Annotated in this window: 15 protein-coding genes; 5 read left to right on the forward strand and 10 right to left on the reverse strand. The window is 69.1% G+C overall.

Annotated features, from left to right (window positions below; all coding sequences use genetic code 11):
• Positions 1-21: 21 nt before the first annotated feature.
• The 4 genes from DM992_RS30045 to DM992_RS30060 all read right to left on the reverse strand — a co-directional run bounded on the left by DM992_RS30045 (position 22) and on the right by DM992_RS30060 (position 4,110).
• Entirely contained in the window at positions 22-1,365 is a 1,344-nt protein-coding gene (locus tag DM992_RS30045; RefSeq protein WP_111019827.1) for a hemolysin family protein, read from the reverse strand.
• Between the two features lie 76 nt (positions 1,366-1,441).
• Positions 1,442-2,221, reverse strand: coding sequence for a HAMP domain-containing sensor histidine kinase (locus tag DM992_RS30050; protein WP_111019828.1), 780 nt, complete (start codon positions 2,219-2,221; stop codon positions 1,442-1,444).
• A gap of 67 nt (positions 2,222-2,288) precedes the next feature.
• Complete coding sequence (locus DM992_RS30055; RefSeq protein WP_111019829.1) at positions 2,289-3,212, reverse strand: DMT family transporter; 924 nt, start codon at positions 3,210-3,212, stop codon at positions 2,289-2,291.
• A gap of 40 nt (positions 3,213-3,252) precedes the next feature.
• On the reverse strand, positions 3,253-4,110 hold the full coding sequence (locus DM992_RS30060; RefSeq protein WP_111019830.1) for a LysR substrate-binding domain-containing protein: 858 nt from the start codon (positions 4,108-4,110) through the stop codon (positions 3,253-3,255).
• A gap of 109 nt (positions 4,111-4,219) precedes the next feature.
• On the opposite strand from DM992_RS30060, the gene DM992_RS30065 reads away from it, so the two are divergent.
• The 3 genes from DM992_RS30065 (at position 4,220) to DM992_RS30075 (ending at position 7,255) form a co-directional block, all read left to right on the forward strand.
• Entirely contained in the window at positions 4,220-4,603 is a 384-nt protein-coding gene (locus DM992_RS30065; protein ID WP_111019831.1) for a tautomerase family protein, read from the forward strand.
• A gap of 126 nt (positions 4,604-4,729) precedes the next feature.
• Positions 4,730-6,370 carry a CHAD domain-containing protein gene (locus DM992_RS30070; protein ID WP_111019832.1) on the forward strand — a complete coding sequence of 547 codons (1,641 nt, stop codon included), beginning with the start codon at positions 4,730-4,732 and terminating at the stop codon, positions 6,368-6,370.
• Between the two features lie 48 nt (positions 6,371-6,418).
• Positions 6,419-7,255 carry a TOBE domain-containing protein gene (locus DM992_RS30075; RefSeq protein ID WP_111020476.1) on the forward strand — a complete coding sequence of 279 codons (837 nt, stop codon included), beginning with the start codon at positions 6,419-6,421 and terminating at the stop codon, positions 7,253-7,255.
• 182 nt (positions 7,256-7,437) lie between these two features.
• On the opposite strand, the gene DM992_RS30080 is transcribed toward DM992_RS30075, so the two are convergent.
• From DM992_RS30080 to DM992_RS30095, 4 genes are all read right to left on the reverse strand, one after another.
• Positions 7,438-8,139 (reverse strand): ATP-binding cassette domain-containing protein, encoded by a 702-nt coding sequence (locus tag DM992_RS30080; RefSeq protein WP_111019833.1) that lies wholly within the window; start codon positions 8,137-8,139, stop codon positions 7,438-7,440.
• 64 nt (positions 8,140-8,203) lie between these two features.
• Positions 8,204-8,881: a molybdate ABC transporter permease subunit gene (modB, locus tag DM992_RS30085; protein WP_111019834.1), complete on the reverse strand. Its 678-nt coding sequence runs from the start codon at positions 8,879-8,881 to the stop codon at positions 8,204-8,206.
• A 10-nt stretch (positions 8,882-8,891) separates the two neighbouring features.
• Entirely contained in the window at positions 8,892-9,689 is a 798-nt protein-coding gene (modA, locus tag DM992_RS30090) for a molybdate ABC transporter substrate-binding protein (protein ID WP_111019835.1), read from the reverse strand.
• Between the two features lie 136 nt (positions 9,690-9,825).
• The gene (locus tag DM992_RS30095) at positions 9,826-10,524 is read right to left on the reverse strand and encodes a phosphatase PAP2 family protein (RefSeq protein WP_111019836.1); all 699 of its coding nucleotides are present in this window, start codon (positions 10,522-10,524) and stop codon (positions 9,826-9,828) included.
• Positions 10,525-10,782: 258 nt separating this feature from the next.
• Here DM992_RS30095 and DM992_RS30100 point away from each other — a divergent pair, with 258 nt between their 5' ends.
• Both DM992_RS30100 and DM992_RS30105 read left to right on the forward strand, forming a co-directional pair.
• The gene (locus tag DM992_RS30100) at positions 10,783-11,892 is read left to right on the forward strand and encodes a PHB depolymerase family esterase (RefSeq protein WP_111019837.1); all 1,110 of its coding nucleotides are present in this window, start codon (positions 10,783-10,785) and stop codon (positions 11,890-11,892) included.
• Positions 11,893-11,973: 81 nt separating this feature from the next.
• Entirely contained in the window at positions 11,974-12,150 is a 177-nt protein-coding gene (locus DM992_RS30105) for a DUF3563 family protein (RefSeq protein WP_065502568.1), read from the forward strand.
• Between the two features lie 112 nt (positions 12,151-12,262).
• Here DM992_RS30105 and DM992_RS30110 read toward each other — a convergent pair whose 3' ends face one another.
• Together DM992_RS30110 and DM992_RS30115 are read right to left on the reverse strand one after the other, a co-directional pair.
• Positions 12,263-12,682 carry an organic hydroperoxide resistance protein gene (locus DM992_RS30110; RefSeq protein ID WP_111019838.1) on the reverse strand — a complete coding sequence of 140 codons (420 nt, stop codon included), beginning with the start codon at positions 12,680-12,682 and terminating at the stop codon, positions 12,263-12,265.
• Positions 12,683-12,838: 156 nt separating this feature from the next.
• A complete protein-coding gene (locus DM992_RS30115; RefSeq protein WP_111019839.1) occupies positions 12,839-13,291 on the reverse strand; it encodes a MarR family transcriptional regulator in 453 nt (150 codons plus the stop codon).
• Positions 13,292-13,463 lie beyond the last annotated feature (172 nt).

Here is a 13,463-nt window from a genome sequence, read left to right on the forward strand (position 1 = left end):
GGCGACGACCACGAGAGGCCGTCATTCGTCGGCCTCCTTCGCGATCTTCGGATAGACGCGCACGAGCACGATGCGCGGCCCGTTCATCTTCTTCACGACGACGTCGAAGCGGTCGAACGACACGCGCTGCCCTTCGGTCGGCAGGTCGCTGAGCGCCTGGATCACGAGGCCGCCGACCGATTCCGCACGGCCTTCGTCGATGTCGATGCCGAGCGCCTGCTCGAGCGACACGACGGGCAGGCTGCCCTTGCCCATCAGCGTGCCGTCGTCGAGGCGGCTCCAGTCGGCATCGCCCTGGCGGAACTCGTCGTGGATCTGGCCGACCAGCGCGCCGAGCAGGTTGTCGAGCGTCAGGAAGCCGATCGGCTTCTCGCCCTTGTTGCCGACCAGCGCGAAGTGCGGCGCGCCCTTGCGGAAGCGGCGGAACAGTTCGAGTGCCGGCGTGTCGGGCTTTACGTACTGCACGGGGCGCACGTAGTCGGACAGGTCTTCGAGCGCCGCGCCCGCGTGACGCGCGAGCAGCAGGTCCTTCAGGTGGATCAGCCCGCTCACCTGTTCGCGCGACGCATCCTCGAACAGCGGATAGCGGCTGAAGCGGTGCCGCGCGACGATCTCCATGTTGTCGGGCAGCGGCAGGTCGCGCCGCAGGCCGATCATTTCATGGGCCGGCCGCATCAGGTCCGACACGGTCATCGACGAAAAATCGAGCGAATGCGCGAGCGTGTTCCACTCGTCGTTGCTGTACGTGCCGCGCGCCGGCTGTGCCGCGTTGCCGGCCGTGCTGCGGCGGCTGCGCAGGATCAGCTTCAGCTCGTCGGTCGAGTAGTGCGCGTCGCCGCCGTGGTCGGCCGACAGCCCCGCGAGCCGCAGCACCGCGTTGGCGCTGTTGTTGAGCACCCAGATCGCCGGATACATCGCCCAGTAGAACGCATAGAGCGGCAGCGCGACCCACAGGCCGACCTTCTCGGACTGGCGGATCGCCATCGATTTCGGCGCAAGCTCGCCGACGACGATGTGCAGGAACGAGATCAGCGAGAACGCGAACACGAGCGAGATCAGGTGCACGACGCGTTCGGACTGCACGCCGATCAGGTCGAGCAACGGGCTGAGCAGTTGCGCGAAGGCCGGTTCGCCGACCCAGCCGAGGCCGAGCGACGCGAGCGTGATGCCGAGCTGGCACGCGGAAAGATACGCGTCGAGCCGGCCGTGCACGATGCCGAGAATGCGCCCGCGCAGGCCGTGCTTGCGGGCAAGGGTCTTGACGCGCGTCGCGCGCAGTTTGACGAGGCCGAATTCGGCCGCAACGAAGAACCCGTTCAGGGCCACCAGGAACAACGCGCCGATGAGCGCGAAGATCTGTAACAAAGAATCGCTCCGGTTATGACAGGCCCATCAGTATAGAGCCGGAAAGGGATTTGTAATGTTTTGGGCGGCCGATTGCTTACACCGGCGCCTCGCGGGGGATGGCGAGCGTCATGGTGGCGGTCGTGCCGTCGGCGAACACCGTATGTGCGAACGTGCCGCCGTGCGCGAGCGCGACGCGCTGGCACAGCGCGAGCGCCCATGCGATCCGCTTCGCGTCGCGCTCGCGGAGCATTTCGCGTCGCGCGAACGATTCGAACGCATGCGGCTGTGCAGGATCGGCGAGTGCGCCGGCGCTCACGGTGCAAGTGGCGCGCGCGACGAACTGCGCGCCGTCGCGCGTGCATGCGAACGTCACGCGGCTGCCGGCGGCGCTGGCCTCGACGGCCGCCGTCAGCATCGTCCAGAGCGCCTGTGCGATGCGTTCGCGGTCGGCCGACAGCGACGGTTCGCCGTCCGGCAGCGTCGTGTCGAGCGCGACCTGCCGTGCGTCGGCGAGCGCAAAACGGACGAGCGCGAGCGTGTCGTCGAGCAGCGCGCGCAGCGCGAACGGCCGCGGCGCGATCGCGAGCGTGCGCGTTTCCGCGCGCGGCGCATCGAGCACGTCGTCGATCAGCGTCACCTGCTGGTCGATGCCCGTGCGGATGCCCGCGAGCGCGCGCTGCAGGTTCGGATCGGCATTGGCGAGCTGGCGCTCGAGCACGTACGCCCAGCTGTGCATCGCGTTCAGCGGGCTGCGCAGGTCGTGCGACGCGGTGGAGAGCGCCTGGTCGCGCAGGAACAGCGCCGCCTGGGTGGCGTAGTGCGCTGCGCGTTCGCGCAGCAGGTCGGCGGCGGGATCGACGGTAGTGGGCGTCACGGAGCAGGCCTGTCGGAAGCGGTTGGCGTGGAAGTCACGCGAACCGTCATTATAGGGACGGTGCGTGTCACGCCGGCAGCGCGTCCCCGTCCTTTTTCCGCGCGTCGCCGTTCGGCAGCAGCTGGCACGCGAGCAGGCCGGCCAGCATCAGCGCGCAGCCGACGAGCGCGCGCAGCGTCAGCGTTTCGTTGAGCGCGGCCCAGCCTGCGACCGCCGCGAACACGCCTTCCATGCTGAAGATCACGGCTGCGTGCGCGGGCGCAGCGTCGCGTTGCGCGACGACCTGCAGCGTATAGCCGACGCCGACCGACAGCAGCCCGCCGTACAGCAGCGTCGGCAGCGCGCCGCGCAGCATCGCGACGCTGACCGGCTCGACGGCGAGGCCGACCGCGAGGCACGCCACGCCGCAGACGACGAACTGCAGGAACGCGAGCACGAGCGGATCGTGACGCTTCGCGAGATGGCCGACTGCCATCACGTGCGCGGCGATGATGACGGCGCCCGCGAGCTGGAACCAGTCGCCGTACAGCACCGAGAAGTGCTCGTCGATGCTGAGGAAATACAGGCCGATCGCCGCGAGCAGCGCGCCGAACCACGTGCCCGTGCCGATCCGGTGGCGCGCGAACACGCCCATCAGCGGCACGATCACGACGTACAGCGAGCTGATGAAGCCCGCGTTCGCGACCCGCGTGTACTGCAGGCCGAACTGCTGCAGCGAGATCGACACCGCGAGCAGCCCGCCGAGCGCGAGGCCCGGCAGCAGCAGCGCCGGCTCGCGGCGGATCGCCGCGAGCTGCGCGCGCGACGCCGCGTTCAGCATCAGCAGCGGAACCAGCACGAGCGCGCCGAGCAGGAAGCGCAGCCCCGTGAACAGGAACGGCCCGATCACGTCGAGGCTCAATCGCTGCGCGACGAACGCCGAGCCCCAGATCGCGGCGGCGGCGAGCATCAGCAGGTTGGCGCGGAGGTGCGTGCGGGCTTCGGGCTTCATCGTATTCTTCTGAAGATTGCGGGCGGCGAAACTCCACAGCTTACGCCGAGATTGCAAGGCTGTCGGCAAACCTGCGCAGCGCGGCGGCCGCACGTGCGTCGCGCACGCGCGAATACAGCACGACCTGCGACTGCGGCAGCGGCGGCAGCCCGAATTTCGCGCCGACGTCGACCAGCGTGCGCGGCGCGACCCGCCGCGCGAGCGGGCAGACGGCGAGCCCCGCCGCGGCTGCGGCCGTGACCGCCGCGACACCGCCGCCCGTGAAGCGCTCGCGCCACGGCCGCCCCGCATGGTCGAGCGCGCGCAGCGCGGCGGCCCGCACGCCGCATGGGCCGGCCAGCACCGCGAGCGGCAGCGGCTCGCCCGCGCGCGGCGCCCAGTCCGGCGCGGCGAGCCAGGTCAGCGGTTCGGCAAACAGCAGCGTGCCGTCGTCGCGCGGCGGGTCTTCGCCGGGCTCGTGCCGCACGATCGCCGCGTCGAGCCGGCGTTCGTCGTATTGCGCGAGCAGGCCGGCCGACATCCCGAGATGCATTTCCAGCGACAGCCCCGGATCCTGTCGATGCAGGCTCGTGAGCACGGCCGGCAGGTCGGGCACCGCGACGTGCTCGCTGACGCCGAGCGACAAACGGTGCGTGCCGGCCGAGATCGCACCGAGCGCATGGTCGTGCGCGTCGAGCAGCGCACGGGCAGCCGGCAGGAAGTTCTCGCCGTCGGCGGCCAGCTTGACCACGCGCGGCGTGCGCGCGAGCAGCGGCTTGCCGAGGTGTGCCTCCAGCCGTTTCAGCTTCAGGCTGACGGCCGATTGCGTGGTGCCGAGCGCATCGGCGGCGCGCGTGAAGCTGGCGAGATCGGCGACCAGCACGAACGCGCGCACGGCATCGAGATCGAGGACTTTCATTTCAAATGAAAATGAATGAAATATTCATTGATGACTGTTCATTATAGTTCGGCGGGCCTAACCTGATGTCGTGTTTCCGTTCTTCAACGTCACCGACAGGAGCAGGACCATGCCATTCACCCGTATCGCAGTGCGCGAGGGCAAACCGGCCGCATACCGCGCGGCGCTCGTCGACGGCGTGCATCGCGCGCTGATGCACACGTTCAACGTGCCCGAGGACGACATCTTCATGGTCATCACCGAGCATTCGGCCGAGAACTTCGTGTACGGCCGCCACTACCTCGACATCGAGCGGAGCGACGATCTCGTGATGATCCAGATCACCGCGAACAACACGCGCACGCTCGAGCAGAAGCGGGCGCTGTACCGGACGATCGCGGAGAACCTCGCGCAGCAGCCCGGCGTGCGGCAACAGGACGTATTCATCAGTCTTGTCGAGGTGCTGAAGGAGGACTGGTCTTTCGGCAACGGCATCGCGCAATACGCCGTTTGATATACGACAGCGCGACGGGGCCGGATCGTCGCCTGCGCGTTTTGACGGCGTGTACTATGGAAGATGCTTCACGGGCGACGCCGGTGCGGAGGATGCGCCGGCGATTCTTCATGTGCAGGAGCTTCCATGTCGCGTGTGCTGGAAATCGTATTGTCGTTGTCGCTGGAAGGTTGGCCGGCCAAGGCTGCGAGTCGTGCCCGCGGCACGCAGCGCGATTTCGGCGCCGAGCTCGTGCGCGCATGGCGGATCTGCCCGCAGGTCCGGATGCGGCGCGGCCATGAACGCGTGACGATCGAGCCGTGCCAGGTCGAGGAGGCCGAGCCGAGCCCCGGCGCGAGCTGGTGGACCTGGGTCGAGTCGAATGCGCATGGCAGGCGGGTCGTCGCGTCCCGCACGAAACCGTTCGCGCCCGGCGTCACGCAGCGCGAACTGTTCGACGCGGAGCACGCGGGCATCGTCGTCGCGATGCCGCTGCCCGTACCCGCAACGGGCGCCGCGGTTGATGCCGATGCGCCGACTGGCGAAGTCGACGGCGTCGTGCCGGACGCCGCCGAGCACCCGGCCGCCGGCGCGCCGCCCGAAGCGCCGGCTCTGCGCGTCGTCAGCGAACGGCGGCGCGGGCGGTGGGCCGACGACAGCGGTGTCGTGGTCGAGATGACGCTCGACGATGTCACGCTGCATGGCGGTGGCGAGCCGCCGCGCCGCTACGTCGAACTGCGTCTCGCCGCGCCCGACTGGGAAACCTTCACCGCGCGCACGGCCGCGCTGCACGCGCTGTTTGCCGCGGCGCGTGAACTGAGCGGCGCGTGGCCCGCATTCGTGCAACTGACGAGCGTGATCGACCGCGCCTGTGCGGGCGAGCCGGCCGCCGCCGGCCCGGTCAAGGCGCGGCTCGTCGACTTGACCGGCATTCGCAGGCAGCGTGCCGCGCTGTTCGCATTGTCCGGCGACATCGCCGCACAATGGCTCGGCAACGAGGCCGGCGTGCTCGATCGCGACGATCCCGAATTCGTGCATCAGTTGCGCGTCGCGCTGCGCCGCCTGCGCACGCTGATGCGTTTCTTTCCGCGCTTTGCGGACCGCCAATGGAAGGACACGTTCGGCGCCGACCTGCACTGGCTCGCCGCACTGCTCGGCACGGTGCGCGACTGGGACGTGTTCTCGACCGAAACCCTGCCCGCGCTGATCGCGGCCGACGGCGGCGGCGCCGACTGGAATGGCACGCTCGACGCCGCGCGTGCGCAGTCCACGGCCGCGCGCGTCGAACTGCGGCAGGCGCTGCATTCGGCCCGTTATGCGCGGCTGACGCTCGGCTGGCTCGAATGGCTGAGCGCGCTCGCGCTGCCGCCCGCCGCCGCCGCCGACGACGACGCGCCGTCGCTGCGGCGTCACGCGACGAAGCGCGTGCGGCGGCTGTTCGGCCATCTTTACGCATCGCCGTCGCTGACGTCGCTCGATACGGCTGCGCGCCACCGGGTGCGGATCGACGCGAAGCGGCTGCGCTATGCGCTCGAATTCTTCGCGTCGCTGGCGTCGCGCCGCACGCGCACCGAGACGGTAAAGACGCTCGCGCGCGTGCAGAGCGTGCTCGGCGAAGCGAACGACACGGTGGTCGCGCTGCATCATCTTGAGCAACTGGCGGCGCCGCCGTACCAGCTCGGTTTCGTGCGCGGCTACGGCGCGGCGCTCGAACAGCGCGCGGCGCGCGACGCCGAGACGCTGCTGGCCAGCCTGCGTCCGCCGAAGCTCGACGGCAAGCCGGGCTGAGCGGCGCGCGCTGAATATAATGGCCGCCCGTTTCCCGCACCCATGCCGATGACCGACGCACCGCATTCTTCCCCGTCTTCCGAGCCGCTTGAACTGGGCGGCGAGCTGTGGCTGCGCGCGGGCGAGCAGACGCTCGGCGGCGCCACGCGCATCGCGCTGCTCGCGGCGATCGGCGACACGGGTTCGATCACGCGCGCGGCGAAGGCCGTCGGCCTCAGCTACAAGGCTGCATGGGATGCCGTCGACACGATGAACAATCTCGCCGGCGAACCGCTCGTCGCGCGGTCGACGGGCGGCAAGGGCGGCGGCGGCACGACGCTGACGCCGCGCGCGACGTCGCTGATCGCCGCGTTCCGCACGATCGAGCGCGAGCATCGCCGTTTCATCGACGCCGCGAGCGCGGCCGTTGCCGGGTTCGACGTCGACTGGGCGCTGATCGGCCGGATCGGGATGAAGACCAGCGCGCGCAACCAGTTGTTCGGCAAGGTCGCATCGATCGTGCGCGGCACGGTCAACGACGAGGTGACGCTCACGCTGCCTGGCGGGCAGCCGATCGTCGCCGTGCTGACGCACGAAAGCGCCGATGCGCTCGGCCTGCGGGAAGGTGCGGATGCCTGCGCACTGGTGAAGGCGTCGTGGGTCGTGCTGGCAGTCGACGATGGCGGGCCCGAGCTGAAGGTGTCAGCGCGGAACCGGCTGCGCGGCAGCGTCGAATCCGTCGCGGCGGGCGCGGTGAACAGCGAAGTGACGCTGGCGCTCGACGGCGGCGGGACGCTGACGGCCGTCGTCACCAACGAAAGCGTCGATGCGCTGCAGCTCGACGCCGGCCGGCCGGCGATCGCGCTGTTCAAGGCATCGAGCGTGATTCTCGCGGTGACGGGCTGACGGCGCAGGCACGGCAGCGCACGTGCGTGCTGCGGCGCTCGCGTGACGGACGGGCGCGAAGCCGGCGCCGGACGTCGTCTGCAAGGCGCCGGCTTCGTTTCCGTTTCCAGCTTATGCCGCAGCGCGCGGCTTCTCTCAGGCTCCGGCGTGGCTGCCAGCGCCACGGTCCCGGCCTCGCGCGTTCACGCGACGCGCGTCGGCCACTCGGCGTGCGGCGGTACCGCCTGCACGCGTCCTTCGCTCAATTGCACGACCTGGTCGCCGAACGCGGCGACGTCGTCGGGGTCGTGCGAGATCAGCACCATCGGGATGTCGAGCCGCGCCTGCAGCTCGGCGAGCTCGTGGCGCATGCGCTGGCGCATCGCGGCGTCCAGCGCCGCGAACGGTTCGTCGAGCAGCAGGATCCGCGGTTGCGCGACCAGCGCGCGCGCGAGCGCGACGCGCTGCTTCTGCCCGCCCGACAGTTGCGACGGATACTGCCCCGCGAGCGCTTCGAGGTCGAACGCGTGCAGCCAGTACGCGACTTCGGGCGGCACCGTCCTCGCGCGCGGGTTGCGCAGCCCCGACGTGAGCCCGAACGCGATGTTCTGGCGCACGTTCAGATGCGGAAACAGCGCGTAGTCCTGGAACAGGTATGCGACGCGCCGTTCCCGGGTCGGCACGTCGATGCGGCGCGCGGCGTCGAACAGCGGCTCGCCGTTCAGCGTGATCGTGCCTGCGTCGGGCGACAGCAGGCCGGCGATCGCCTGCAGCGTCATGCTCTTGCCCGCGCCGGACGGCCCGAACAGCACGACGCGCTGCGTCGCCGCCGTGAACGACACGTCGAGCGTGAAACGGCGCTCGGCATTCGCGTAGGTCTTGCGGATATCGACGATGAGGCTCATGCGGGCCTCCGCCGAAGCAAGCCGGCCGCTGCATGAGACAGGCGATACGGACGAGGCAGGCGCTTCATGTCAACTGGCTCCGCCGGGCGCGCGACGGCACGAGCCAGCCGGTCGCGAGCAGCACGAGCACGCAGGTGATCGACGTCACCAGCACGAGGAAGTTGGCCGTGTTGTCGTCGCCGGCCTGCACGGCCGCGTAGATCGCAACCGACAGCGTCTGCGTGCGGCCGGGCAGGTTGCCCGCGATCATCAGCGTCGCGCCGAACTCGCCGAGCGCGCGCGCGAACGCGAGCAGCGCGCCGGCGAGGATCCCGCGCGTGGCAAGCGGCAGCGTCACGCGGAAGAACACCGCGGCTTCGCCGAGCCCGAGCGTGCGCGCGGCGCGCTCGAGATGCGGATCGACGCCCTCGAACGCGGCACGCGCCGACTTCAGGATCAGCGGAAACGCGACGACCATCGATGCGATCACCGCACCTTGCCACGTGAAGACGAGCTCGATGCCGAGCGTGTCGAGCCACGCGCCGAACACGCCGCGCCGGCCGAGCAGCACGAGCAGGTAATAGCCGAGCACCGTCGGCGGCAGCACGAGCGGCAGCGTCAGCAGCGAATCGACGACGTCGCGCAGCGGCGAGCGCCAGCGCGCGAGCACGAACGCGGCCGCGACGCCGAGCACGATGTCGAGCGCGGTCGCCCAGCCGGCGACCTTCAGCGATAGCAGCAGCGGTACCCAGGCGTCTTGCATCGCGATACGCTCACTTGCCCGCGGGCTTGAAGCCGAACGTCGACAGCACGGCCTGGCCCTGCGGCGACGAGACGAAGTCGATGAACGACTGCGCCTGCGCGGCGTGGCGGCTGTCCTTGACCACGGCGATCGGATAGGTGATGGCCGTCTTCGTCGGCACCGTCAGTGCGACCTTCACGCGGCCGGGCATGATCGCGGCGTCGGTGCCGAACACGAAGCCCGCGTCGACCTCGCCGCGCGCGACGTAGTCGAGGCTCTGGCGCACGTTGGCGGCCAGCACGCCCTTCGCGCTGACGGCATCCCACACGCCGGCCGCGCGCAGCGCGCCTTCGGTGTAGCGGCCGACCGGTACCGATGCCGGGTCGCCGTATGCGATGCGCTTCACGCCGGGCGCCGTCAGGTCGTTCAGTGACGTCGGCGCGGCCGCGTGGCTGTCCGCCGGAACGATCAGCACGAGCGAGTTCGCGGCGAAATCGCGGCGCGTGCCGGGCACGATCACCTTTTCGTCGGCCGCGCGATCCATCGCCTTCTGGTCGGCCGACGCGAACACGTCGGCCGGCGCGCCCTTGGCGATCTGCTGCATCAGCACGTCCGACGCGCCGAAGTTGAACAGCACCTTGGTATCGGGATGCTGTTTCTGGTACGCGTCGCCGACGGCCTTGAACGCGTTCGTCAGGCTGGCGGCGGCCGACACGACCAGTTCGTCGGCGCAAGCGGGCGCGCTGAACGCGACACCGGCGGCGGCAAGCGCGGCGATCGGCAGCAGGCGGAGCAGGGTGCGGCGAAGCGGACGGACGGTCGAGCGCATGGTGGATTCGTTGGAATGGGTGGAAACCGTAATCGTAATATAGGGCGGGTTATAACGCTTGGCATACCGCTCATGCGACGGTGTGCATGAAATGGTCAGACTTGAAGAACGGCGGGCGTGACGGCCGGATGCCCCGTCACGCGTGCAGCGTGTGCGTCGACGATTCGGTGCGCTGCAGCGACGACGGCTGCGACGCGGGGCGGTAGTTCGGATTGGCCTTCCAGCGCGCGCGGACGAACGGGCGCTCGTGGCCCGACAGTTGCAGCGCAACCTTGGTGACCCAGCGATGCGACGGCACCGTGATGCCGTGCAGCGCGACGGTGACGAATGCGAGGCTCGCGATGACCGCGGGGGCCGACCAGCGGTGCGGCACCGCGCGCCACGAGCCGGCGATGAACGCGAGCGCGGCGATCGCGCCGACGATGCAGCCGGTGATCGATTCGGACGGCGAATGCGCGTCGAGCGCGACGCGCGACACGCCGACCGCGATGCCGGCCGCGAGCCCGAGCGCGATGCCGGCGATCCGCACCGGCGTGCGCATGCGGATCAACATCAGGAAGATCGCGACCGGATAAACTGACGTCGACAGCATCGCGTGGCCGCTGAAGCCCGTGAAATCCCACGCACGGATGCCGATGCCCCAGCCCAGGAACGCGATCTTCGTGAGCGCGACCACGCCGATCGCGGCTGCGAGCACGCCGAGCCATGCGGCCGCACGCTGCCACGAGTAGCCGAGCGCGAGCCAGACGGCGATCGTGATCGCGAGCGGCAAGGTCAGGCCGGCGCCGCCGAACGCGGTGATCATGATCCACAGGTGAGACGGCAGGTCGAACATCGGGAAGGGACGAACGGAGGCGGGGAGGATGCTTAAATCAACGCGCGAGCCGGGAAGAACGACTACAACGGATACAAGCGGCGAAGCCCCAGTATAGCGCCGCGTGCGCACGAGCCCCGTTTTTTGCGCCGTCGGGAACTTACCGCGCGCAGGAAAAATCCCAGAAACAATGTTATGGTGCATTGCACAAAGTCGAACGATGCATCCATTGCGGCGCCCTCATGGCGCCCCTATTTTTCCTGACTGCGAGCCCGATCGATGACCAAAAGTCTGACCAAGGTGTGGCTGGGCGGCATGAAACGCATGCTGTCTCCGGCCGCCAAACGTGCGGCGCGCGATGCGCAGCGCATCACACGCGACGCACTCGAGGCCGCCGCCTCTCCCGCCGTATCCGAGCTGTCCCCGCCGCGCGAATCGCGCGTGCGGCCGCGTGCGGCCGCGTGGGCGGCGGGCGAGTGGACGCGCGGCGAACATCCGATGGCGCCCGCGCTCGGGCGTCTCGTCCAGAATCTCGCATATGGCCTCTACGTGCCGCCCGGCCGCCGGCGCGGCGCGATGCCGCTCGTCGTGATGCTGCACGGCTGCCAGCAGTCCGTCGACGAATTCGTGCAGGGCACGCGGATGAACCTGCTGGCCGACAAGCACGGTTTCGCAGTGCTGTATCCGGAACAGTCGCTGCGCGCGCACGCGCACGGCTGCTGGCACTGGTATGAAGACACCGACCGCGCGGGCCGCGGCGAGGCGAACGCGGTTGCGTCGCTGGTCGACGCGCTCGTCGACGAACGCGGTTTCGACGCGTCGCGCGTCTATGTCGCGGGGCTGTCGGCCGGTGCGGGCCTCGCGTCGCTTCTTGCACTGCACCATCCGGACCGCTTCGCGGCGGTCGCGCTGCACTCTGGCCCCGCGCTCGGCGAGGCGAGCTCCGGCATCACCGCGATGGACGTGATGCGGCGCGGCGTGCGGCAGAACCCGGCCGCGGCCGTCGATGCGCTGGTCGACGCCAGCGGGTATCCGGGCATGCCGGCGCTGATCTTCCAGGGCGACGGCGACCATGTCGTCGCGCCGAAGAACGCCGACCAGCTGACGGTGCAGTTCATGCGGCTGAACGGGCTCGCCGACAGCCGCGGCGCGCTGCGCGGCGGCGAACGTGTCGAGACGCGCGGCGCGGGCGCACAGATCACCGACGTCTGCCGCGACGGCGAACCGGTCGTACGGCTCTGCCATGTGAAAGGGCTCGATCACGCGTGGGCAGGCGGCGACGAAGCCGTGCCGTTTCATGCGGCCGTCGGCCCCGATGCGAGCGCGATGATCTGGGCCTTTTTCGAAGCACATCGGCGCACTGTGGCGACCGAACGACGCATCGTCTGATCGACGCTGGCCAAAGCCTAGGGTTTTCCCTATAATTCGGGAAAACCCTAGTCAAAGAACCTTTGGATTGCGAGATCGAACATGTACCTGCTGAGCCACCTTTTCCTGATGCTGACCAAGAACGCTGAAACGGCTCGTAAAGAGCGCGCCGAGGCGTACCTGTCCGAAGCGACCGACATCTACGATCTCGAATTCCGCATGCGCAAGATCGATCGCGAAGCGTCGATGAACCGCCCGTATTCGTTCGGCGCGCGCTAAGCAGCGCAGCGCAGGGCGGGCCAGCCGGCCCGCCGTTCCGGCGAGTCACGAAAAAGGGCGCGTGCGGCATGAAGCCGCACGCGCCCTGTTGCATTCGTCGTCCTGCGTCGCGTCAGACGACCGTCAGGCGCACCGGCACGTTGTTGCGCGTTGCGTTCGAATACGGGCACACGTGGTGCGCCTTTTCGACCAGCGCCTGCGCGTCGGCCTTGTCGAGCCCCGGCAGCGACACGCGCAGCTCGATGTCGAGCGCGAAGCCGCCTGCGTCGTTCGGGCCGATGCCCACTTCCGCCGTGACCTGCGTATCGGCCGGCAGCGCCTGCTTGTTCTGGCCGGCGACGAATTTCATCGCGCTCAGGAAGCACGCCGAGTAGCCTGCGGCAAACAGCTGCTCCGGATTCGTGCCTTCCGCACCCGTACCGCCGAGTTCGCGCGGCGCGGCCAGCTTCACTTCCAGCTTGTTGTCGGCGGATACCGCGCGGCCGTCGCGGCCGCCCGTGCTCGTGGCGCTCGTCTTGTACAGAATGTTCATCGTGCAGCTCCTGTCGGGAAAAGGGGAGAAAAGCGGCCCGGTCGGATGGAATGTCGCCGGCCACGGAGAAAATATAGAACACAAATCATTAGTGTGCAAATGAAAATTTGAAGAAAAACCCGGCAATGCCGGGTCGGTAGGCCGGCGCTCGGTTCGTCAGCGTTCGTTGGCGGCCGACAGCGCGTCGCGCAACTGCTGGAGATCGGCGCGCAGCCTGATCAGGAACTCGGGCGCTTGCTGCATCGCGCAGAAGAGGTCGGCGGGCACGGAGCGCGCGCGATTCTTCAGCGCCCGGCCTTCCGGCGTCACGCGCACGTTCACGACGCGTTCGTCGGCCGCGCTGCGCACGCGCTCGACGTAGCCGAGCGCTTCCAGCCGCTTGAGCAGCGGCGTGACCGTGGCCGGGTCGAGGTCGAGCCGCGCCGCGATGTCCTTTACCGCGATGTCGTCGCGCTCCCACAGCACGAGCATCGCGAGATATTGGGGATAGGTCAGCGACAGCTTGTCGAGCAGCGGCTTGTACGCTTTCGTCATCGCGTGCGAAGTCGAGTAGAGCGCGAAGCACAGTTGCTCGTCGAGCGTCTGGGGCAGCGGGGGTGGGCGGTCCATGATTCGGGAGGCGCGGCGCACGCGCGAACAATTTGTACGCAAATTATTTTGCGCGCAAAAGATCGGGTTGAACAGGGGCGCCCGGCCAGGGGCGGCAGGTGACGGATATCGGGAAAAGGGGCGCGATGGGAGGGGGCGCCGGGACGCAACCCGGCGCGGAGAACAGCGTGAC

The sequence above is a fragment of the Burkholderia sp. JP2-270 genome (assembly GCF_003233675.1).
Taxonomy (GTDB): domain Bacteria; phylum Pseudomonadota; class Gammaproteobacteria; order Burkholderiales; family Burkholderiaceae; genus Burkholderia; species Burkholderia pyrrocinia_C.